General features: G+C 73.5%; 16 protein-coding genes. 12 read left to right on the forward strand and 4 right to left on the reverse strand.

Annotated features, from left to right (window positions below):
- Window positions 1-430 precede the first annotated feature (430 nt).
- Complete coding sequence (locus AB0E98_RS22410; RefSeq protein WP_361705317.1) at window positions 431-1318, forward strand: S1 family peptidase; 888 nt, start codon at window positions 431-433, stop codon at window positions 1316-1318.
- Window positions 1319-1360: 42 nt separating this feature from the next.
- On the opposite strand, the gene AB0E98_RS22415 is transcribed toward AB0E98_RS22410, so the two are convergent.
- Entirely contained in the window at window positions 1361-2245 is an 885-nt protein-coding gene (locus AB0E98_RS22415; protein ID WP_361705320.1) for a helix-turn-helix transcriptional regulator, read from the reverse strand.
- 119 nt (window positions 2246-2364) lie between these two features.
- On the opposite strand from AB0E98_RS22415, the gene AB0E98_RS22420 reads away from it, so the two are divergent.
- Complete coding sequence (locus tag AB0E98_RS22420) at window positions 2365-3417, forward strand: NAD(P)-dependent alcohol dehydrogenase (RefSeq protein ID WP_361705323.1); 1053 nt, start codon at window positions 2365-2367, stop codon at window positions 3415-3417.
- 198 nt (window positions 3418-3615) lie between these two features.
- Here the strand turns inward: AB0E98_RS22420 and AB0E98_RS22425 are convergent, their stop codons facing one another.
- The 3 genes from AB0E98_RS22425 to AB0E98_RS22435 are packed head-to-tail and all read right to left on the reverse strand — an operon-like array spanning window position 3616 to window position 7363.
- Window positions 3616-5853 (reverse strand): MMPL family transporter, encoded by a 2238-nt coding sequence (locus tag AB0E98_RS22425; RefSeq protein WP_361705325.1) that lies wholly within the window; start codon window positions 5851-5853, stop codon window positions 3616-3618.
- Window positions 5850-7076 carry a beta-ketoacyl-[acyl-carrier-protein] synthase family protein gene (locus AB0E98_RS22430; protein WP_361705327.1) on the reverse strand — a complete coding sequence of 409 codons (1227 nt, stop codon included), beginning with the start codon at window positions 7074-7076 and terminating at the stop codon, window positions 5850-5852. Before AB0E98_RS22430 ends, AB0E98_RS22425 begins: the two co-directional genes overlap by 4 nt.
- Window positions 7073-7363: a phosphopantetheine-binding protein gene (locus tag AB0E98_RS22435; RefSeq protein WP_361705330.1), complete on the reverse strand. Its 291-nt coding sequence runs from the start codon at window positions 7361-7363 to the stop codon at window positions 7073-7075. Before AB0E98_RS22435 ends, AB0E98_RS22430 begins: the two co-directional genes overlap by 4 nt.
- Window positions 7364-7657: 294 nt before the next feature.
- On the opposite strand from AB0E98_RS22435, the gene AB0E98_RS22440 reads away from it, so the two are divergent.
- The 10 genes from AB0E98_RS22440 to AB0E98_RS22485 all read left to right on the forward strand — a co-directional run bounded on the left by AB0E98_RS22440 (window position 7658) and on the right by AB0E98_RS22485 (window position 19490).
- Window positions 7658-8392: a Mut7-C RNAse domain-containing protein gene (locus AB0E98_RS22440; RefSeq protein WP_361705332.1), complete on the forward strand. Its 735-nt coding sequence runs from the start codon at window positions 7658-7660 to the stop codon at window positions 8390-8392.
- A gap of 87 nt (window positions 8393-8479) precedes the next feature.
- Window positions 8480-8749 carry a DUF1876 domain-containing protein gene (locus tag AB0E98_RS22445; RefSeq protein ID WP_311608455.1) on the forward strand — a complete coding sequence of 90 codons (270 nt, stop codon included), beginning with the start codon at window positions 8480-8482 and terminating at the stop codon, window positions 8747-8749.
- A 91-nt stretch (window positions 8750-8840) separates the two neighbouring features.
- Window positions 8841-9281 carry an MscL family protein gene (locus AB0E98_RS22450; protein WP_361705335.1) on the forward strand — a complete coding sequence of 147 codons (441 nt, stop codon included), beginning with the start codon at window positions 8841-8843 and terminating at the stop codon, window positions 9279-9281.
- Window positions 9282-9420: 139 nt separating this feature from the next.
- Window positions 9421-11130, forward strand: coding sequence for a histidine kinase (locus tag AB0E98_RS22455; protein ID WP_361705338.1), 1710 nt, complete (start codon window positions 9421-9423; stop codon window positions 11128-11130).
- Window positions 11131-11162: 32 nt separating this feature from the next.
- Window positions 11163-11816 carry a response regulator transcription factor gene (locus tag AB0E98_RS22460; RefSeq protein WP_361705341.1) on the forward strand — a complete coding sequence of 218 codons (654 nt, stop codon included), beginning with the start codon at window positions 11163-11165 and terminating at the stop codon, window positions 11814-11816.
- Window positions 11817-12111: 295 nt separating this feature from the next.
- Complete coding sequence (locus AB0E98_RS22465) at window positions 12112-13383, forward strand: AMP-binding protein (RefSeq protein ID WP_361705343.1); 1272 nt, start codon at window positions 12112-12114, stop codon at window positions 13381-13383.
- Complete coding sequence (locus AB0E98_RS22470) at window positions 13380-14690, forward strand: MFS transporter (RefSeq protein WP_361705345.1); 1311 nt, start codon at window positions 13380-13382, stop codon at window positions 14688-14690. The genes AB0E98_RS22465 and AB0E98_RS22470 overlap by 4 nt, the downstream gene beginning before the upstream one ends.
- Window positions 14687-15832 (forward strand): GNAT family N-acetyltransferase, encoded by a 1146-nt coding sequence (locus AB0E98_RS22475; protein WP_361705347.1) that lies wholly within the window; start codon window positions 14687-14689, stop codon window positions 15830-15832. Before AB0E98_RS22470 ends, AB0E98_RS22475 begins: the two co-directional genes overlap by 4 nt.
- Entirely contained in the window at window positions 15829-16986 is a 1158-nt protein-coding gene (locus AB0E98_RS22480) for an acyl-protein synthase (protein WP_361705349.1), read from the forward strand. Before AB0E98_RS22475 ends, AB0E98_RS22480 begins: the two co-directional genes overlap by 4 nt.
- Complete coding sequence (locus tag AB0E98_RS22485; RefSeq protein WP_361705352.1) at window positions 16986-19490, forward strand: acyl-CoA reductase; 2505 nt, start codon at window positions 16986-16988, stop codon at window positions 19488-19490. The genes AB0E98_RS22480 and AB0E98_RS22485 overlap by 1 nt, the downstream gene beginning before the upstream one ends.
- Window positions 19491-19494 lie beyond the last annotated feature (4 nt).

Below are 19494 nucleotides of genomic sequence, written 5' to 3' on the forward strand. Positions count from 1 at the left end.
GGGGGGGGGGGGCGCCCGCCCGCCCCCGGGGGGGGGGGGGGGGGGGGGGCCGCCCCCCCCCCCCCCCCACGCCCCGGAGGCGCTTGCCACAGAGATCGGGGCGGGGGGAGCGGCGGTTACCGGACAGTCGCGGCCTTCACCGTCCGTTATGCGCACAGGGTGCGCGAGGTGGTCCGTCATGCGCGATCGTGCGCATGACCTCTGAGGCTCGTCCGGCGGTCCATCGGCGGAGCCGGGTCGGATGCGCGTTTCTGAGTGGTCGTGCGCGACCGGATGTCTTCTTGTGCGTCGGCTTGTCCGGACGGGACACTCATCCGGCAACTCTTGGCATGCACGCGACGTGCGGTCGCTGCTGTGCCGTACGAATCCTCCGGGCCCGGACGCGCGGTGCGCGCGACGGGCACACCCCCACTCGCAGGAGGTCGACGAGTTGAACCACTCACGCATACCCGGGCGCCGCGCCGCCCTGGCCGTCGCCGGAGCCGTGGTCCTGACCACGGCCTCCCTCACCCTCCAGAGCGCCCAGGCGGTGCCCGTCCCCTCCGCCGCCGAGCTGGCCTCCGCCAGAGCGGAACTGAACGCCCACGCCGCCGTACCCGGCACCGCCTGGGCGGTCGACCCCAAGCTCCACAAGGTCGTCGTGACCGTCGACAGCACCGTCAAGGGCGCCCGCCTGGACCAGGTGCGCAAGGCCGTCGCCGACCTCGGCGACAAGGCGGCCATCAAGCGGACGGCGGGCGTCCTCCGCCCGCTCGTCGCCGGCGGCGACGCCATCTGGGGCAGCGGAGTGCGCTGCTCGCTGGGGTTCAACGTCAGCAAGGGCGGCCAGCCGTACTTCCTCACCGCCGGGCACTGCGGCAAGGCGTCGGGCGACTGGTCCGACTCGCAGGGCGGCGGGTCGATCGGCTCCACCGAGACCGCCGAGTTCCCCGGCCACGACTACGCCCTCGTGCGCTACACCGCCGACGCGGACCACCCCAGCGCCGTGGACCTCTACGGCGGCGGCCAGCAGAGCATCGCCAAGGCCGGCGAGGCGCGCGTCGGCGAGCACGTCCGGCGCAGCGGCAGCACCACCCAGGTCCACGAGGGCGTGGTCACGGCCCTCAACGTCACCGTCAACTACCAGGAAGGCCAGGTCGACGGCCTGATCGGCACCAACGTCTGCGCCGAGCCCGGCGACAGCGGCGGCGCGCTCTTCGACGGCGACACCGCGCTCGGCCTCACCTCCGGCGGCAGCGGCGACTGCTCGTCCGGCGGCGAGACGTTCTTCCAGCCGGTACCCGCCGCCCTCCAGGCGACCGGGGCCCAGCTGCCCTGACCCCGACCCCGTACTCCAGGGAACGGCCCCGGCGCGCGACCGCTACGCGCCGGGGCGCGGCACGGGGAGCGAGGACTCCGTACCGCCCGGAGCCGTCTCCATCGTCCAACTGGCCAGCAGGCGCAGCGACTCGGCGGACCGCGAGCCCGGCTCGGCGTGGTAGGTCACCATCACCTGGTCCTGATCGGCGGGCAGGACGAACGTCTCGCACGCCAGCGTCAGCTCGCCCACCACGGGGTGCAGCAGCCGCTTCACGCCATGGCCCTTGTCCCGCACGTTATGGGCCGCCCACAGGTGGCGGAACTCCTCGCTCTTGACGGACAGCTCGCCCACCAGGGCCGCCAGCTTGGGATCGTCCGGATGCCGCCCGGCCTCCAGCCGCAGACAGGCGACGAGGTCGGCCGCCTTGGCCTCCCACTCCACGTACAGCTCGCGCGCGGCGGGGTCGAGGAAGAGCTGCCGGATCATATTGCGCTGCTGCGGCGGCACGGAGGGGAAGTCGCCGAGCAGCGCACACGCCAGCCGGTTCCATCCGATGACGTCCGTCCGCCGCCCCAGCACATACGCCGGCACACCCTCCATGGTGTCCAGCAGATGCTGCACGGTGGGCCGGACGCGCTGCGGGCGCGCGACGCGCGAGCGGCTCGGGACGGGCCGGACCAGATGGCCGAGGTGCTCCCGCTCCGTCCGGGTGAGCCGCAGGGCGTCGGCTATCGCCTCCAGCACCGCCGCGGACACGTTCTGCCCGTGCCCCTGCTCGAGCCGGGTGTAGTACGCGACGCTCACCCCGGCCAGCTGCGCCAGCTCCTCGCGCCGCAGCCCCGGCACCCGGCGCCGGCCGCCGTACGGCGTCAGCCCGACGTCCTCGGGCCGCAGCCGGGCGCGACGGGAGCGGAGGAACTCGCTGAGCTCGGTGCGCTGATCCATACCCACCAGTATGCGGGCGGCGCCCGGACCGGAGGGTGTCCCTGCCAGTGGTAGGAACGGCGAACGTACTCTCAGCCGGGTTCTGGTTACCCGGGAGAACCCGCCGGATGATCGACCGTATGACGCACAACACTGTCCACGCATACGCGGCACCCGCTCCCAAGGCCCCCCTGGAGCGCACCACCATCGCCCGCCGCGCGCTGGGCGAGCACGACATCCTGATCGAGATCAAGTACTCCGGCATCTGCCACTCCGACATCCACACCGTCCGAGGCGAGTGGGGGCACGAGACCTTCCCGATCGTGCCCGGCCACGAGATCGCGGGCGTCGTCGCCGAGGTCGGCACCGGGGTCACCCGCCACACGCCCGGCGACCGGGTCGGCGTCGGCTGCTTCGTCGACTCCTGCCGCGAGTGCGACAACTGCCGGGCCGGACTCGAGCAGTACTGCACCGGCGCGAGCGGCCCGGTCGGCACCTACGCCGCCACCGGCCACGACGGCGAGTTCACCCAGGGCGGCTACTCCACGCACATCGTCGTCGACGAGAACTACGTCCTGCGCGTACCCGACGGCATCCCCCTGGACGCCGCCGCGCCCCTGCTCTGCGCGGGCATCACCCTGTACTCGCCCCTCGCCCACTGGAAGGCCGGCCCGGGGAAGAAGGTCGCCGTCATCGGCCTGGGCGGCCTGGGCCACATGGGCGTGAAGATCGCCCACGCCATGGGCGCCGAGGTGACCGTCCTCAGCCAGTCCCTCCGCAAGAAGGACGACGGCCTGCGCCTGGGCGCCGACCACTACCACGCCACGTCCGACCCGGCCACGTTCGAGGACCTGGCGAACAGCTTCGACCTGATCCTCAACACCGTCTCGGCCGACCTGGACCTCAACGCCTTCCTGGGCCTGCTGCGCACCGACGGCGTCATGGTCCAGCTCGGCGCCCCCGAGAACCCGCTGCCGGTCGTCTCCGGCTCCCTGTTCCGGCAGCGCCGCACCCTCGCCGGGTCGATGATCGGCGGCATCCGGGAGACCCAGGAGATGCTCGACTTCTGCGCCGCGCACGGCATCGCCGCCGACATCGAGCTGATCGGCGCGGAGCAGATCAACGAGGCGTACGAGCGGGTGCTCGCCAGCGACGTCCGGTACCGCTTCGTCATCGACGCGGCGACGATCTGACGCCTGCCCGGACGGACGCCGGCCGAGCCCGGAACCGGTGGGAGGGTGCGGGGCGGGGCAGGCCCCGGTGGGGGCGTGAAGCGCTCTTCGCCGCCGGGGCCGGGTGCGGGGCATCCCGTACGCATGACCAGGCCCCGCGAAGAGCGCGGCCCCCATCGGGGACCGCCCCGACCCGCACCCGCCCCGGGGGCGCCGGGCTCAGCGCCCCCGGCCCGCCCACGCGGCGACCCGCGCGTGGAACCGCCCCAGCCATCCCGGCGCCCACCAGTTCAGCCGTCCGGCCACGGTCAGATACGCCGGTACGAGAACGCCCCGCACCAGCACCGCGTCGACCAGCACCGCCGTGGCCAGTCCCGTCCCCAGCAGCTTGAGCTGGGTCACCCCGGAGGTGACCAGCGCACCCGTGACCACGGCCACCGCGAGCGCCCCCGTGGTCACCAGCCGCCCGGTCCGCGCGACGCCCTCCACCACCGCCCCCCGGTTGTCACCGGTCAGCAGATAGTGCTCCCTGACCCGGGAGAGCAGGAAGATCTCGTAGTCGATCGCCAGCCCGAACGCGATGGCGAACAGCAGCAGCGGCATCGTCATGTCCACCGTCCCGGTGGCCGTGAAGTCACCCACCACGGGGCGCAGATGGCCGTCCTGGAAGCCGAACACCATCGCCCCGAAGCTCGTGCCCAGGCTCAGCGCGCCGATGAGCAGCGCCTTCAGCGGGAGCACCACGCTGCCGGTGAGCACGAACAGCATCGCCCAGGTCGTGGCCGCCGCGATCCCCGCCGCCAGCGGCAGCCGGGCCAGCACCGCGTCCTTGGTGTCTGCCAGCAGCGCCGCCCGCCCGGTGACCAGGTGCTCGCCCGGCGGGCCCGGCAGGGCGCGCAGCGTCCGCACCAGGTCCTGCGCGGCCTTCGCCTGCGGCTCCCGCGCCCCGGCCACCAGCAGCACCGCGCCCCTGCCGGACCCGGCGGTCGCCTCGGACCGGGCCCAGCCCACCGAGCGCACCGACCGCTGGTCCGACACGTCGCGCTCGTACGCCCACAGGGCCGCCGCGTCCCGCATGGGATCCACGTCCGGCAGCACGATCGCGAGGGTGCGGTCGGCGGGGGCGGCGAAGCCCGCGCGGATCGCGTCGGCGGTGCGGTGCGCCTCGGAGCCGGCGGGCAGCACCCGGTCGTCCGACAGACCGAAGCGCACATGGGCGAACGGCGAGGCCATCAGCAGCAGGACCGCCGCGCAGACCCCGCCGAACAACAGCGGCCGCCCCGTCACCGTACGCGCGACCCGCCGCCAGAACGGGCTGTCCGGGCGCGGCGGCCCCGCCGCCCGGTCCCGGCGCAGGGCGCGCAGCGGGTCCCAGCGGTCGATCCGGGTGCCGAGGAGCGCGAGCACGGGCGGCACCAGCAGCGTCGCCGCGGCCGCCGAGAACAGCGCGACGGCCATGCCCGCGCAGGCCATCGACCGCAGGAAGGGCAGCGGCAGCACCAGCAGGGCCGACATCGACAGCGCCACCGCGCAGGCGGACACCAGGACCGTGCGCCCCGCCCGGCGCGCGGTGCGCCGCACCGCGTCCTCCACGGGGTGCCCGGCCCGGAGCTCCTCCCGGTAGCGGGTGACGAGGAACAGTCCGTAGTCCACGGCCAGCCCGAAGCCGAGGGCGCTGGTGAGGTTCATCGCGAACACCGACACCGGCATCGCGTAGGTGAGCAGCCGCAGCACGGCGATCGTGCCGACGACCGAGACGGCGCCGATCAGCAGCGGGACCAGCGCGGCCACCAGCGACCGCAGCGCGAGCACGAGCAGCAGCAGGGTCAGGGGGGCCGCCACCAGCTCGGCCCGCACCAGGTCCGTTCCGCTGTAGCGCTTCGCCTCCACACTCACCCACGCCGGCCCGGTCGCGGAGACGGTCAGCGCGCCGTGGCTGCCCGTGAGGCCCGGCACGAGCGCCTCGGCGGTGCGGGCCGCGTCCCGGTCGGCCCCCGCCAGATCGGCCGTGACCAGCGCCGCCGTACCGTCCTCGGCCCGCAGCCCCGCGTCCTCGCCCGCCCAGTACGACCGGACGCTCGCCACCCCGGCGGAGTCGGCGAGCCGTCGCGTCAGCCGCAGCCCCTCCTCCCGCGCACGCTCCGCGTCCACGCCGCCCTCGGCCCGGACGAGCAGGACGAGGTCGGGCGCGCCGGCGCCGAAGCGGTCGGCCAGCAGCCGGTCGGCGCGCGCCGACTCCGTACCGGAGGCGAAGTAGCCGCCGTTGGCCAGCCGCCCGGAGGTGCCCGCGCCCACCGCCGCCAGCAGCAGCGTGAGCACGGCGGCCGCTGCCGGGACCAGCCACGGGCGCGCCCGCCGCAGCCTTTCGGCTGCGGGCCCGCGGGCGCGCGGAGGGGCCCCGCCACCGAGGGAACCCGGTGTCAGGGCCGCCGCGTCGAGGTCCCCGGGCGGCGTCACGCGGCCCGGAAGAACAGGACGGCGTTCTGGCCGCCGAAGCCGAACGCGTTGCTGAGCGCGCCTTCCATGCGGTGCCGCCGGGGCACCTTCGTCACCACGTCCAGGTCCATCCCGTCGTCGAGGCGGTCGAGATTGGCGGTGGGCGGGACGAGCTGCCGCTCCAGGGCCAGTACCGTGCAGGCGGCGTCGATCGCCCCGGCGGCGCCGAGCGAGTGCCCGAGGACGCCCTTGAGCGAGGTCACCGGCGGCGGGGCGCCGCCGAACACCGTGCGCAACAGGGTCGCCTCCACCCGGTCGTTGAGGGGCGTCGAGGTGCCGTGCGCGTTGACGTGGTGGACCTCGGAGACGTCGGCGCGGGCGTCCGCGAGGGCGGACTCCAGCGCGCGCCGGGCGCCCGCCCCGTCGGGGTTGGGGCGGGTCGCGTGGTAGCCGTCGCTGGAGGCCCCGTAGCCGGACAGCAGGCCGCGCGTCCGGGCGCCCCGGGTACGGGCGTCCCGCGGCCGTTCCAGGACGAGCATCGCCGCGCCCTCGCCCAGGACGAAGCCGTCGCGGTCGGCGTCGAACGGCCGGGACGCCCCGGCCGGGTCGTGCCGGCGCTGCGACAGCGCCTGCATCCGGTGGAAGGCGGCCGCGGCCATCGGCACCCGGGCGCACTCGGCGCCCCCGGTGAGCGCGATGTCGCAGGCGCCCGAGCGCAGCAGGTCCCGGGCCACGCCGATGGCCGTCGCCCCCGAGGCGCAGGCGGTGGACGTGGTCAGGCACGGGCCCAGCGCCTGGAGGTCCGTGGAGACCTCTCCCGCGGCCATGTTGGGCAGCGAACGCAGCAGGACGGTGGGTGAGATGGCGTCGATCCGGCCCTCGGCCAGGTTCTTGTACTCCTGGGGCCAGCAGTCGCCGCCGTTGCTCGCCGCGCCGATGACGACCGCCACCCGGGCGCCGTCCCAGGACGCGGTGTCCAGCGCGGCGTCGGCGATCGCCTCGCGCGCGGCGACCATCGCCAGGTGGATGAAGCGGTCGCTGCGCCAGGTGATGCGTCTGCCCACCAGCGCGCCGCCGTCGAAGCCGGGCACCCGGCAGGAGAAGTCGACCGGGAGCCCGGCCAGTTCGTCGTCGTACGCGCCGAGGCCCACGCCCGCGCACAGCCCGTCCCAGGTCGCCTCGCGGCCGATGCCGGCCGGGGTCACCATGCCGATCCCGGTGACCGCGACCTCCCGCTCGCTCACCGTCCCGGCCGGGACGGCGCGGCGGACGGGGCCCCGCCCTGCGGCTGGGCGCAGATGCCCGCCCGCAGCAGCCGTTCGACCCAGGCGGCCGTCTCGCCGAGCGTGTCGCCTGCGGGCGCCTGGTCCAGGGGCCGCTTGAGGTGGTCCTCGAGCCGCGTCACCAGCTCGACCTTGGCGAGCGAGTCGATGTCGAGCTCCTCGAAGGTCGCGTCCGGGGTGATCTGCTCCCCGGGGACGCCGAAGTGGTCGGTGAGCAGACGGGCCATCAGTTCGTACGCGGTTTCCATCGATCGTTCTCCTCGATCGGGACCGGACATCGGGACCGGACTCCGGACACCGGGCAGCAGACATATCGTTCGTCTGATGCCATAGGCATCTTTTCCGGTTGATTGGTGCGCAGCAGCGTCCCACCGGCGACGGGCCCGGCCACCGGCGACACGCGCGCGGCCCGGGGGCGAGTCACCCGTCCTGCCGACCGGACGGGCGGTGCGGGGGCGGTGCCCCGGCGGCCCTGCGGCGGCCCTGCGGCGGGCCGGAAAACCCGGGGCGCCCCGGCCCCGCGCGATGGCATGCTGTGGGGCGTGAACGGTCCCGTGATCTTTGTCAGCGTCGCCCCTGAACTGCGGCTTTTCGTGTCCCCCGAGCGCCGGGCGGCGGCCGCGCCGGTGGTTACCGACGGCGTCTCCACCCTCGGGCACGTGGTGGAGTCCCTCGGCGTCCCGCTCACCGAGGCGGGCCGGCTGCTCGTCGACGGGCGCCCGGTGCCGGTCTCGCACGTGCCGGCCGAGGGGGAGCGGGTGGAGGTCCGGGCGGTGTCCCGGCCGCAGGGGGTGCCGGGGGCGCCGCTGCGGTTCCTGCTGGACGTGCACCTCGGCACGCTCGCCCGCCGACTGCGGCTGCTGGGCGTCGACGCGGCGTACGAGAGCGAGGACATCGGCGACCCCGCGCTGGCCGCGCTCTCCGCCGCCGAGCGCCGGGTGCTGCTCTCCCGGGACCGGGGGCTGCTGCGCCGCCGGGAGATCTGGGCCGGCGCGTACGTCTACAGCGACCGGCCGGACGAGCAGCTGAAGGACGTCCTGGGCCGGTTCGCGCCCCGGCTCGCGCCCTGGACGCGGTGCACCGCCTGCAATGGCCCGCTCCAGGACGCCGACAAAGACGCCGTCCGCGAGCACCTGGAGCACGGGACGCGCCACACCTACGACGTCTTCGCGCAGTGCGTGGCCTGCGGCCGGGTCTACTGGCGCGGCGCGCACCACACGCGGCTGGAGGCGATCGTCGACGACGCGATGCGTGAGTTCGGGGCCGCCGCGGCCTGAGGGGCTCCCGTGTCCGGTGTCGCAATCGGGCCGCCTGGTGCACGCTGGAGGAGTAGCGGACAAGGGGCGGGCCAGGAGGTGGACGCCATGACGCAGGTAGCCGGCATGCACGTCGACGTCGAATTCGACGAGGTCGACAAACGGACCCGGGCGGCCGCGCTGCTCAGACTCCCGGACGGCACCGAGATCCGGGCCAAGGGCAAGGCCGTCAGACACCCCGACGACCCCGAGCAGCAGAGGGTCGGCGAGGAGGTCGCTGCGGCACGGGCCCTGAACAAGCTGTCCCGGGAGCTGCTCGACAAGGCCGGGCACGACATCGAAGAGGTCACCCACATCACGGCGCACCCGGCGATGTGAACCCCACCCCGGGGCTTGCTCCGGGGTGAATCCCGGCACCGCTCCCGCGCCGTACAACTGGGAAAAGTGGGACAAAGAGTAGCTTTTTCCTGTGCTCAAGGGATTCAAGAACTTCGTCATGCGCGGTGACATCGTCACCGTGGCCGTCGGCCTGATCATCGCGCTGGCGTTCTCCACGCTGATCAAGGCGTTCACCGACTTCGTGGTCAACCCGGTCATCGCCCGGCTCCAGGGCGGACACGGCATGGGGCTGGGCTGGCAGCTGGGCCGCGCGGGCAATCGCGCCACCTACCTCGACATCGGGTCCTTCATCTCGGCCCTGATCTACTTCGTCATCTTCATGGCCGTCGTCTACTTCTTCATCGTCGTGCCCTACAAGCACGTCCAGGCGCGGCGCGGGGTCGTCGTCTTCGACGAGCCCGGATTGCTGAAGACCTGCCCGGCGTGTCTCTCGGAGGACCTTCCGGCGGCGGCCGCGAAGTGCCGGCACTGCGGCACGGACCAGCCGTCGGGCACGGCACGCCCCGCCTGACGGGCGGCCCGCCCCCTGCGGTCCGCCTCTGCCTCGTCGGCCGCCGGGCCCTTCGGCCGGGCCGGCGTCGACTTTCGTCGTGCGCCCGAGCGACCTTCGGCGCATGTGCCGGGGCGGGGGGAGTGCCTAGAGTGCGGGGGTGAACGCGACATCGTGGGCCCGTGAACTGTGGGGGCGGCTGACCGACCCGGGGCTGTGGACCCGGCGCAGGCTGGTGGGGGAGTGCCTGCTCGCCGTCGCCTTCGCGCTGCTCGCGGGGGTGGCCGAGGCCGGTCACGGCTGGCCGCGGATGGCCGCCGTCGCCCTGGCGGCCGCGGTGCTGTCGCTGGCGCGCCGGGCCCTGCCCGTCACCGCGCTGATCGCGACGTCGGCCCTGTCCGGGGGCACCGAGGGCGGCGCGAGCCTGCTGCTGATGGCCGTGGGCTGGTCCGCCGGACACCGGATCGCCGGGGTGCTGCGGGCGTCGGTGGCCTTCGGTGCCTCCTTCGCGCTCTATCTGGGCCTGAGCATGTGGCAGGCGGAGCTCTCGCCCGCCGGGACGGTCACGCTCGCCACGGTCTTCTTCGTGGTGACAGCGGTCTTCCCCGGCCTCGCGGGCCGCTACTGGACGCAGCGGCGCACCCTGCTGGACACCCTGCGGCTGCGCAACGCCCAGCTGCTGCGCGAGCGGGAGATGATCGCTGGGCAGGCGCGGATGCGGGAGCGGCAGCGCATCGCCCAGGACATGCACGACAGCCTGGGTCATCAGCTCGCGCTCATCGCGGTGCAGACCGGTGCGCTGGAGGTGGACCGCGAGCTGACCGGCCGTCAGCGCGAGGCGGTCGGCGTGCTGCGCGAGGCGTCGGTGGCCGCCATGCGGGAGCTGCGCGAGGTCGTGGGCATCCTCAAGGACGGTGTCCCGGACGAGGAGCAGCTGGGCTCCCGGGTGGTGGCGGGCATCGAGGGCCTGGTCGAGTCCGCCGTGTCGGCGGGCATGAAGGTGACCCTGGAGCGCTCGGGCGAGCCCCGGCCGCTGGCGCCCGCCACCGACCACGCCGGATACCGCGTCGTCCAGGAGGGCCTGACCAACGCCGCCAAGCACGCCCCGGGCGCCGCCATCGCCGTCGGCGTGCGCTACGAGCCGGACGCGCTGGTGGTGGAGGTGGCCAACGGCCCGGTGGCCCTGACCGTCGCGACGGAGCCCCGGCCGGACACGGTCAGCGGGGGAGAGGGGCTGACGGGGCTGCGGGAGCGGGCCCGGCTGGTCGGCGGCATGGTGTTCACCGGCCCCGGGGCGGGCGGCGCGGGCTTCCGGCTCGCGGCCGTGCTGCCCTACGACGCGGCGGAGGTGAGGGAGGCCCGGGGGAGCGCGGACGACGCGACCTTCGTCGGCGCCGCCGACGACTTCCGGCGGCAGACCTGGGCGGGGGCCCCGGGCGAGGGTGGAGCGGTCATCGACCGGCTCGACCCTCGCGAGGAGTTCAAGGACATCATGGGCACGAAGAAGAGCAACGGCTGCCTGCTCGGCTGCGGAATCGCGCTGCTGCTCCTGGTGGCGCTGGTGGTGGCGGCCGTCTTCACCATGGGCAAGGTCATCGACGAGGCGGACAAGGGCATGATCGACCCGAGCGTCTATCAGTCCGTCAAGGTCGGGGACCCCGAGCGGGACGTCCGGGAGAAGCTGCCGTCCGGCAAGTCCGTCCTCACCTCCGACGCCAAGGACAAGATACCGGCCGCCCCCGCCGGGACCAGCTGTCTGACCCTGCTGTCCACCGACGACTCCCGGGGACTGTCCGTCGACACGGTTTACCGCTTCTGCTTCAAGGACGGCAAACTGTCCGACAAGCGCGAGTTCCACGTCAAGAGCTAGCGAACAGCACACCATCACAGGAGAAGACACCGGTGATCCGCGTCCTCATCGCCGATGACGAGCCGCTCATCAGGGCCGGCATCAGGATGATCCTCACGTCCGCCGACGACATCGAGGTCGTGGCGGAGGCGGTGAACGGACGGGAGGCCGTCGAACTGGCCCAGCGGCACCGGGTGGACGTCGCGCTGCTCGACATCCAGATGCCGGTCCTCGACGGTCTGACGGCCCTCGGCGAACTGGGCCGCCACACCCCCGGCGTGCGGGTGCTGATCCTCACCACCTTCGGTGAGCCCGACAACGTCCTGCGCGCGCTGCGCCAGGGCGGGGCCGGCTTCCTGCTGAAGGACTCCGCGCCGGGCGAGCTGATCGGGGCGGTCCGGGCGGCAGCGGCGGGCGCCGCCTATCTCTCCCCCGCCGCCACCCGGCACGTGGCCGACTCGCTGGCCGCCGGCCCCGTCGCCACCCGGGGCGAGGAGGCGCGGCGGCGCGTGGCGGAGCTCAGCGAACGGGAGCGCGAGGTGCTGGCCCTGCTCGGCGAGGGGCTGTCCAACGCCGACGCCGGCCGCAGGATCCATATGAGCGAGGCCACCGTGAAGACGTACGTCAGCCGGATCCTCGCCAAACTGGGCTGCGAGAACCGGGTACAGGCCGCCCTGCTGGCCCGGGACGCCGGCCTGGGGGCATAGGACGCCGCTCGCCATAAGAACTCCGGTAAGAACGGCTTTCAACAAAAGAAACAGAGGTTTTACGCCACATCCACCTGACATGTGGTGAGCGCATGGGTGATTCTGCGATATCTTCTGTGGCGTTCCCTCGTGACCGAGCGTCAGACACCGACGCCGGAGCGACGTCGAGAGCAGTAACGCACGCCTCTCGCGGAACGAACCGGCACCGGCACGTGGCGAGCGCATCGCACTCCTCGCCGCGCCTTCGCCATGCCCGGGACACCACCCCCGTCCGTATCACCTAGGCAAAGGCCGCATGTCCGTTCACCCGCTATCGGACCTCATACGTTTCACCCGCCGGAACTCCCCCTTCTACGCGGAGCTCTACGCCGGCCTCCCACCGGAGGTCCGGCATCTGACCGATCTGCCCGTCGTGGACCAGAGCGCCTTCTGGGCGGCGAACACCCTCGACGACAACCGGGTGCTGACCGCGCCCCTGAGCGAAGCCGTCGTCTACAAGACCGGCGGCACGACCGGCGCCCCCAAGTTCTCCTGCTTCACCCGCGAGGAATGGCGCGACTTCGTCACCGCTTTCGGCGGGGGACTCGTCGAGGCGGGGCTGAGCCCCGGCCACCGGGTCGCCGACCTCTTCTACGCGGGCGAGCTCTACGCCAGCTTCCTGTTCGTCCTGGACTCGCTCGCCCACGCGCCCGTCGACAACGTCCGGCTGCCCATCGGCGGCGGCGCACCCCTTGAGACCACCGTCCCCACCCTGGAGGACCTCGGCGCCCAGGTCGTGGCGGGCACCCCGACCACCCTGTGCCGGCTGGCCGAGCACCTGATCGCCACGGGCCGTCAGCTCCCCGCCGTGGAACTGCTGTTCTTCGGCGGCGAGGCGCTCTTCTCCGACCAACGCCGCCTGCTCGCCACCGCCTTCCCCAACGCCGAACCGCGCTCCCTCGGCTACGCCAGCGTCGACGCCGGACTCCTCGGCAGCCCCGTACCCGGCCCCGACCCCCGGGTGCACCGCGCCTTCACCCCGCACACGATCGTCGAGATCCTCGACGAGACCACCGGGGAGCCCATCCACGAGCCCGGCCGCCCCGGCCGCGTCGTGGTGACCCAGCTCTTCCGCCGCCTCATGCCCGTCATCCGCTTCCCCGCCGGCGACCGCGCCGAATGGACGGACACCGAGGCCGGGTACTTCCGCATCCTCGGCCGCGCCGAGGAAGGCGTCCGCGTCGGACCCGTCTCCCTCTACTCGCAGGACGCGCTCGACGCCGTCGCCGAGGCGGACACCGACGGCCGGGTGACCGGCACCCAGCTCGTGGTACGCCGCCGCGACGGCCGCGACGGCCTGGTGCTGCGCCTGGCCACCGCCCCCGGCGACGACGACCCCACGGGCCTGGAACCCCTCGCCAAGGCCGTCGTCGAGCGGCTGAACACCGTCCGTCCGCTCTACCCCGACAGCGTGGCCGCCGGCTTCGTCCACCCCCTGACCGTGGAGTGGGCCCGCCACAGCGACCTCGTCGTCAACTCCCGCTCGGGCAAGCTCGTCCGGGTCATCGACGAGAGGCCCACCGCATGACCGCCGTGACCACGAACGAGGGCCGCCGCCCGCCCCTCGTCCTGCGCAACCGCGCCTTCGGCACGGTCTGGCTGGCCCAGGTGCTCACCCAGGCCGCCGTACGGATGTTCCAGGTCGGCGTCTCCTGGTGGCTGGTCGCCTACGCCGTCACCGGCGGACGCGGCCTCGCCTCCGGGCTGTTCATGGCCGTCAGCACGCTGCCCGCCGTGGCGCTCGCGCCCGTCGTCGCCAGGGCCGTCGCCCGCTTCGCGCACCGCTCCGTGCTGCGCGCGGCCGCCGGGGGAGCGGGCGTCGCCGCCGCGGCCCTCGCCGTCTGGGCGTACGCCAGCGGGCTGCCGCTCGCCGCCGCCTACGCCGCGACCCTGGCCCTGGCCGCCTGCCAGGCCTTCTTCGACCCCTGCCTGACCACCTCCGTGCCCGAACTCGTCGACGACGAGGACATCGAGGCCGCCACCGGCTTCGAACTGTCCACCCAGTCCCTGGCGAGCCTCGGCGGAGCGCTCATGGGCGCCCTGATCGTCGACGGTGCCGGAGTGGCGGGCCTCGCCGTCGGCTGCGCGGGCGCCTATCTCGTCGCGGCCGTGCTGATCACGACCGTACGGTTCCGCACCCCGGCCGCGCCCGGCGCGGACGACGGCGCCGACGCGGGTGCCGGCCACCGGTCGCTGCGGGGGATCCTGGCCGGGCTGCCGTTCGTCCGCCGGATCCTGCTCTGCTTCACCGCGGCCAACCTCTTCACCACCGCCGTCTTCGTCGTCATTCCGCTGTACACCAAGTCCGTGCTGGCGGACGGCGGTTCCACCGTCGCCCTGCTGGAGGCGTCGCTGGGCGTGGGCACGCTGATCGGCTCGTTCACCGGCGCCCGCGTCCCCGGCCGGCCCACCACCCTCGGCGCGTGGCTGCTGACCCTGATGGCCCTGGCCCTGGCCGCGCCCGGCCTGTTCGCGAGCCGGTTCGTCATCGCGGGCTGCCTGGTCGTCGCGGGCTGGTGCGTCGGTGTCATCGGCGTACGGTTCGTGGCGCTGTTCCAGCGGCTCGTCCCCACCGCCGACAAGCCCGGCTTCTTCGCCGTGATGCAGGCCGTGCTCGGGGCGACCTTCCCCCTGGCCTCGCTGCTGTTCGGCCTGCTGGGCGACCGGCTCTCCCCGCAGACCCTGTGCCTGATCCAGGCGGCCGGACTCCTCCCCGCGGCCTGCGCGCTGGCCCTGCTCCGCGACAACGAACAGAACGAACAGCAGGACGACGCGGACGTCCAGGACACGCAGGCCCACCCGACCGAGCCCGTGGCCACCGGAGGACAGCGATGACCGCCACGATCGACCGGGCCACGCCCGCCGACATCGCCGAACTGCGCCAGCTCTACTACGCCGTCTACGGCCCGCACTACCCCACCGCCCTGGGCACCGACCCCGCCGAGATGTCCCGGCTCATCGCCGACCCCCACACCCTCTGGCTGGTCGCCCGGCACCCCGGCTCCGGCGGGCTCGCCGCGTCGGCGGCCATCCACGGCGAGGCCGGCAGCCGCGTCGGCCGGCTGGAAGGGCTCGCCGTCCACCCCGAGCGCCGCTCCGGCGGCCTCGCCCACGCCCTGACCGACGAGCTGTGCCGGCGGATGCTGGACACCGGACGCCTGGACTCCGTCTACGCCACGGTCCGCACCGTCAGCGCCGGCCCCCAGCGCGTCGTGTCCCGCAACGGCTTCCGCCCCATGGGCGTCCTGCCCAACGCCGTGGACCTCAACAGCCGCGAAAGCCTCGCACTCTACGCGCGTCACTCGCCGGGGGTGCTGGACCGGCGCCTCCCCGTCGCCGAGGTCCCCACCCCGCTCGCGCCCCTCCTGCGCACCGTCGGCGCGAGCCTCGGCACCGACTACGGGCACACCCGCTTCACCGCCCCGAAGACAGTGCCCGCCCGCACCACGGGGGCGGCGCGGCTGGAGATGATCGAGGCGCCCTCGTTCGTCCGCCGCCGCTTCCACGAGCGCTTCCCCGACAACGAGCGCTGGTTCTACCCGTTGCACACCCCCAACGCGCTGCTGGCGTCCGACGACGACAGCTTCGAGGTCTACGCCTACCTCAACCGCACCGGGCGCTACTGCTCCCTGATCGCCGCCGCGCCCGACCCGGCCGCGGCCGCCGACTACCTGGAGCCCATCACCCGGACCCTCACCCGCGCGGGCGCCGGTTACGTGGAGGCCCTGGTACCGCTCTCCGAGCACGGAGCGCTCTCGGCCTTCCTCGCCCAGGGCTTCATCCCCAGCGCCCTCTACCCGGCCATGCGCCCCGAGCCCGACGGCGACGGCTTCCACGACTACGTCGTGATGTCCCGCACCGCCGAACAGATCGACTTCCGTGAAGTGGTCGTCGACGCTCCCCTCCAGCCGTTCCTGGACGCCTACGCGGCGGCCTGGGCGTCGACCTACCTCCCCACCCTCGAGGTTTCCTCATGACATCCGTCAATCCCCATCTCGCACCCGTCGACGTCCCCGACCCCGCGCTGCTGCCGCACGTCCAGCGCCTGTGCGACCTGACCGACCCCTACACCTCCGGCCCCGCCGAGGAGGAGCTCTTCGCCGCCGCCATGGCGGAGATCCACGCCTGGCACACCGAACGCTCCCCGTTCTTCAGCTCGCTGTACGAGGGGACCGCCCCCGAGGAGCCCTACCGCGCGCCCCTGGTGCACGCGAACTTCTTCAAGCGGCACGAGGTGCTGTCGATCCCGCGCGACGACGTCCACCTCCACCTCACCTCGTCCGGCACCACCGGGCAGAAGTCGCAGATGTTCTTCGACGAGTGGACCATCCGCTCCGCCCAGCGCATGGTCGCCCGGATCTTCGAGCGCAACGGCTGGATCACCCCCGACCAGCCCGTCAACTACCTCCTCTACAGCTACGAGCCCGCCCCCGACCTCAAGCTCGGCACCTCCTTCACCGACAACTACCTCTGCGACTTCGCCCCCGCCCGCCGGGTCGAGTACGCCCTCCGCCACACCGGCGGCGGCCACGAGTTCGACCCCTTCGGCTGCGTCGCCGCGCTGCTCCGCTTCGCCGAGGAGGACGTACCCGTACGCATCCTGGGCTTCCCCGCGTTCCTCTGGTTCACCCTGGAGCGGATGCGGGCCATGGGCCTGCCGCCCCTGAACCTCCCCGAGGGCTCCCTGATCGTCCTCGGCGGCGGCTGGAAGGGCCACACCGACCAGCAGATCGGCAAGCACGAGCTGTACGCCCGCGTCACCGACCAGCTCGGCGTCCCCTCCGAGCGGATCCGCGACACCTTCGGCTCCGTCGAGCACTGCATTCCCTACATCGAGTGCTCGCACCACAACCTCCACGCGTCCGTCTGGTCCCGCGTGTTCATCCGCTCCACCCGCACGCTGGAGCCGCTCGGATACGGCGAGCGCGGCTACCTCCACCTGGTGTCCCCCTACATCACCTCCGTCCCCGCGCAGAGCGTCGTCATGGGCGACCTCGCCTCCCTGCACCCCGGCAGCGACTGCGGCTGCGACCTGGACACCGACTGGTTCACCATCCACGGCCGCGCCGGAGTGAGCCGCAACAAGAGCTGCGCCGTGGCCGCCGCCGAACTGATGAAGGGCATGTCCTGATGACCACCCACGCCACCGATCACCAGCACTACTGGCAGGGCTCCTTCATCGACGACGAGGAAGCCGGCCGGCGCCTCGCCACGCTGCCCACCGCCGTCGAGGACGCGCTCGCCGAACCTCTGGACACCGAGACCGTCCTCGCCGCCTGCGACGCGCTGTCCACCGCCCTCCTCGACCCCGCCCACCCCACGTACGCCCGGCTCGCCGCCCACCTGCCCGAGGGCGAGGACGGCACCCTCCTCGCCGAACTCGGCGCGTTCCTCGGCCGCCCGGAACTCACCCGCAAGCTCCGCAGCGAACTCGGCGGCGCGGCACCCCAGCGGCTGAACCGCCCCGACGCCAAGGAAACCGTCTACGAGGCCTGGGCGCCCGTCGGCCTCGTCGCCCACATCGCCCCCGGCAACGCCGCCTCCGTCGCGCCCCTGAGCCTCGTCGAAGGACTGCTGGCGGGCAACGTCAACATCCTCAAGACGTCCGGCGCCGACACCCTCCTCGCCCAGCACCTCCTCGCCGAACTGGCCGCGCTGGACGAGAGCGGAGCCATCGCCCGGCGCGTCATCGTGCTGCGCTTCTCCTCCTCCCGGCAGGAGTGGCTGCGCCTGATGTGCGCGCCCGCCGACGCCGTCGCCGTCTGGGGCGGCGAGGCCGCCGTCGAGGGCGTGGCCGCCCATGTGCCGCCCGGCTGCCGCCTGGTGGAGTGGGGCCACAAGATCTCCTTCGCCTACCTCGCCCGCGACGCCTGGCAGGACGAGGCGACCCTGGCCGCCCTCGCCGCAGACGTCTGCCTGCTGGAACAGCAGGCCTGCTCCAGCCCCCAGGTCGTCTACCTCGACACCGACGACGACAAGGAGGTCCTCGCCTTCGCCGAACGCCTCGCCGGCGCCCTCGCCACCTTGCCCCCGGGCCCGTCGGGCGACGAACTGAGCACCGCCGAACAGGCCGAGCTCACCACCACCGAGCTCATCGCCCGCCTGGAGGAGCACCTCGGCCTCACCCGCGTCCACACGGCCCCCGACGGCTCCTGGCGCGTCATGGCCGATACCCGCCCCGCGCTCACCGCCTCCCCGCTCCACCGCAGCGTCTGGGTCAAGCCCCTGCCCCGGCAGCGGATGCTCGCCACGCTGCGCCCCATGCGCCGCTACCTCCAGACCGCCGGCATCGCCGGCACCCGCACCGACGTCGCGGAGCTCTCCCGCCTCGCCCTGGCCGCCGGCGCCACCCGCGTCACGCCCGTCGGCGGGATGCTGGCCGGCTACGCGGGCGAGCCCCACGACGGCGTCTACGCGCTCCAGCGCTACAGCCGCCGCGTCGCCGTCCAGGCCGACGAGCGCTTCGCCACCGTCGCCTGCCTCGACGACCTGGTCCGCCCGGCCGCCCTCCCCGCACCGGGCGGGCCGCTGCTGGACAAGGCCGCCGTCCAGGAGCTCAACCGTTCCGTCGACCGGCGCGACGCCGAGCTGTACTTCCGCAGCGGCGGCAGCACCGGCACCCCCGCCCTGTCCCTGTTCACCTACGACGACTACGACACCCAGATGAGCGCCGCCGCCCGCGGCCTGCTCGCCGCCGGGTACGACCCCAAGCACGACCGCACCGCCAACCTCTTCTACTGCGGCGGCATGTACGGCGGCTTCATCAGCTTCTTCTCCATCCTGGAGCGGCTGGGCGGCACCCAGATGCCCATCGCGGCCGGCCCCGACCACCGCGCCACCGCCGAGGCCCTGGTCGCCCACGAGGCGGACACCCTCTTCGGCATGCCCTCCTACCTCTGGCAGCTCCTGCACGACCAGAGCGATCTGCTGCGCTCCTACGGCGGCATCCGCAAGATCTTCTACGGCGGGGAGCACTTCACGGCCGAGCAGCGCCGCGTCCTCGCCGAGAACTTCGGCATCGAGACCATCCGCTCCATCACCTACGGCAGCACGGACCTCGGCCCGCTCGGCTACCAGTGCGTGGAAAGCGCGGGCGGAGTCCACCACCTCCACGCCGACCTCCATACGCTCGAAATCCTCGACGTCAACGCCGACCGCCCCGTGGCACCGGGGGAGACAGGCCGCCTCGTCTTCACCACCCACGCCCGGCGCGGCCAGCGCCTCGACCGCTACGTCATCGGCGACCTCGGCCGAGCCGTCCCCGGCCGCTGTCCCTGCGGCAACCACGCCCCGCGGTTCGAACTGCTGGGCAGGCTCGGCGACGTGATGCGCGTCGCGACGTACTTCCTCAACCACCGGCGGTTCGTGACCATCGCCGAGGAAGACCTCGGCTACGCCGGGGAACTCCAGGTAATCGTCGAGAACGGCACGGCCCGCGAGCGCCTCACGGTACGGGTGGAGCACTCGGTCGACCCGTCCGCCCTGCGGACGGCCCTGCTGGCCGGCTACCCGGAGCTGCGCTCGGCGGTGGAGGAGCGGCTGCTCGACATCGAGATCGAGACGGCCGCGACCGCGGACTTCGTCCGCACGGCGACCACGGGCAAGCTCCGGTCGGTGGTGGACGGCCGCCACTGACCGG

The organism is Streptomyces sp. NPDC037389 (assembly GCF_040636475.1).
Lineage (GTDB): Bacteria > Actinomycetota > Actinomycetes > Streptomycetales > Streptomycetaceae > Streptomyces > Streptomyces hesseae.

Coding starts and splice junctions, on each gene's coding strand:
- AB0E98_RS22415 (WP_361705320.1), bottom strand. CDS start 2,245: ATGGATCAGCGCACCGAGCTCAGCGAGTTCCTCCGCTCCCGTCGCGCC.
- AB0E98_RS22420 (WP_361705323.1), top strand. CDS start 2,365: ATGACGCACAACACTGTCCACGCATACGCGGCACCCGCTCCCAAGGCC.
- AB0E98_RS22435 (WP_361705330.1), bottom strand. CDS start 7,363: ATGGAAACCGCGTACGAACTGATGGCCCGTCTGCTCACCGACCACTTC.
- AB0E98_RS22445 (WP_311608455.1), top strand. CDS start 8,480: ATGACGCAGGTAGCCGGCATGCACGTCGACGTCGAATTCGACGAGGTC.
- AB0E98_RS22465 (WP_361705343.1), top strand. CDS start 12,112: ATGTCCGTTCACCCGCTATCGGACCTCATACGTTTCACCCGCCGGAAC.
- AB0E98_RS22470 (WP_361705345.1), top strand. CDS start 13,380: ATGACCGCCGTGACCACGAACGAGGGCCGCCGCCCGCCCCTCGTCCTG.
- AB0E98_RS22475 (WP_361705347.1), top strand. CDS start 14,687: ATGACCGCCACGATCGACCGGGCCACGCCCGCCGACATCGCCGAACTG.
- AB0E98_RS22480 (WP_361705349.1), top strand. CDS start 15,829: ATGACATCCGTCAATCCCCATCTCGCACCCGTCGACGTCCCCGACCCC.
- AB0E98_RS22485 (WP_361705352.1), top strand. CDS start 16,986: ATGACCACCCACGCCACCGATCACCAGCACTACTGGCAGGGCTCCTTC.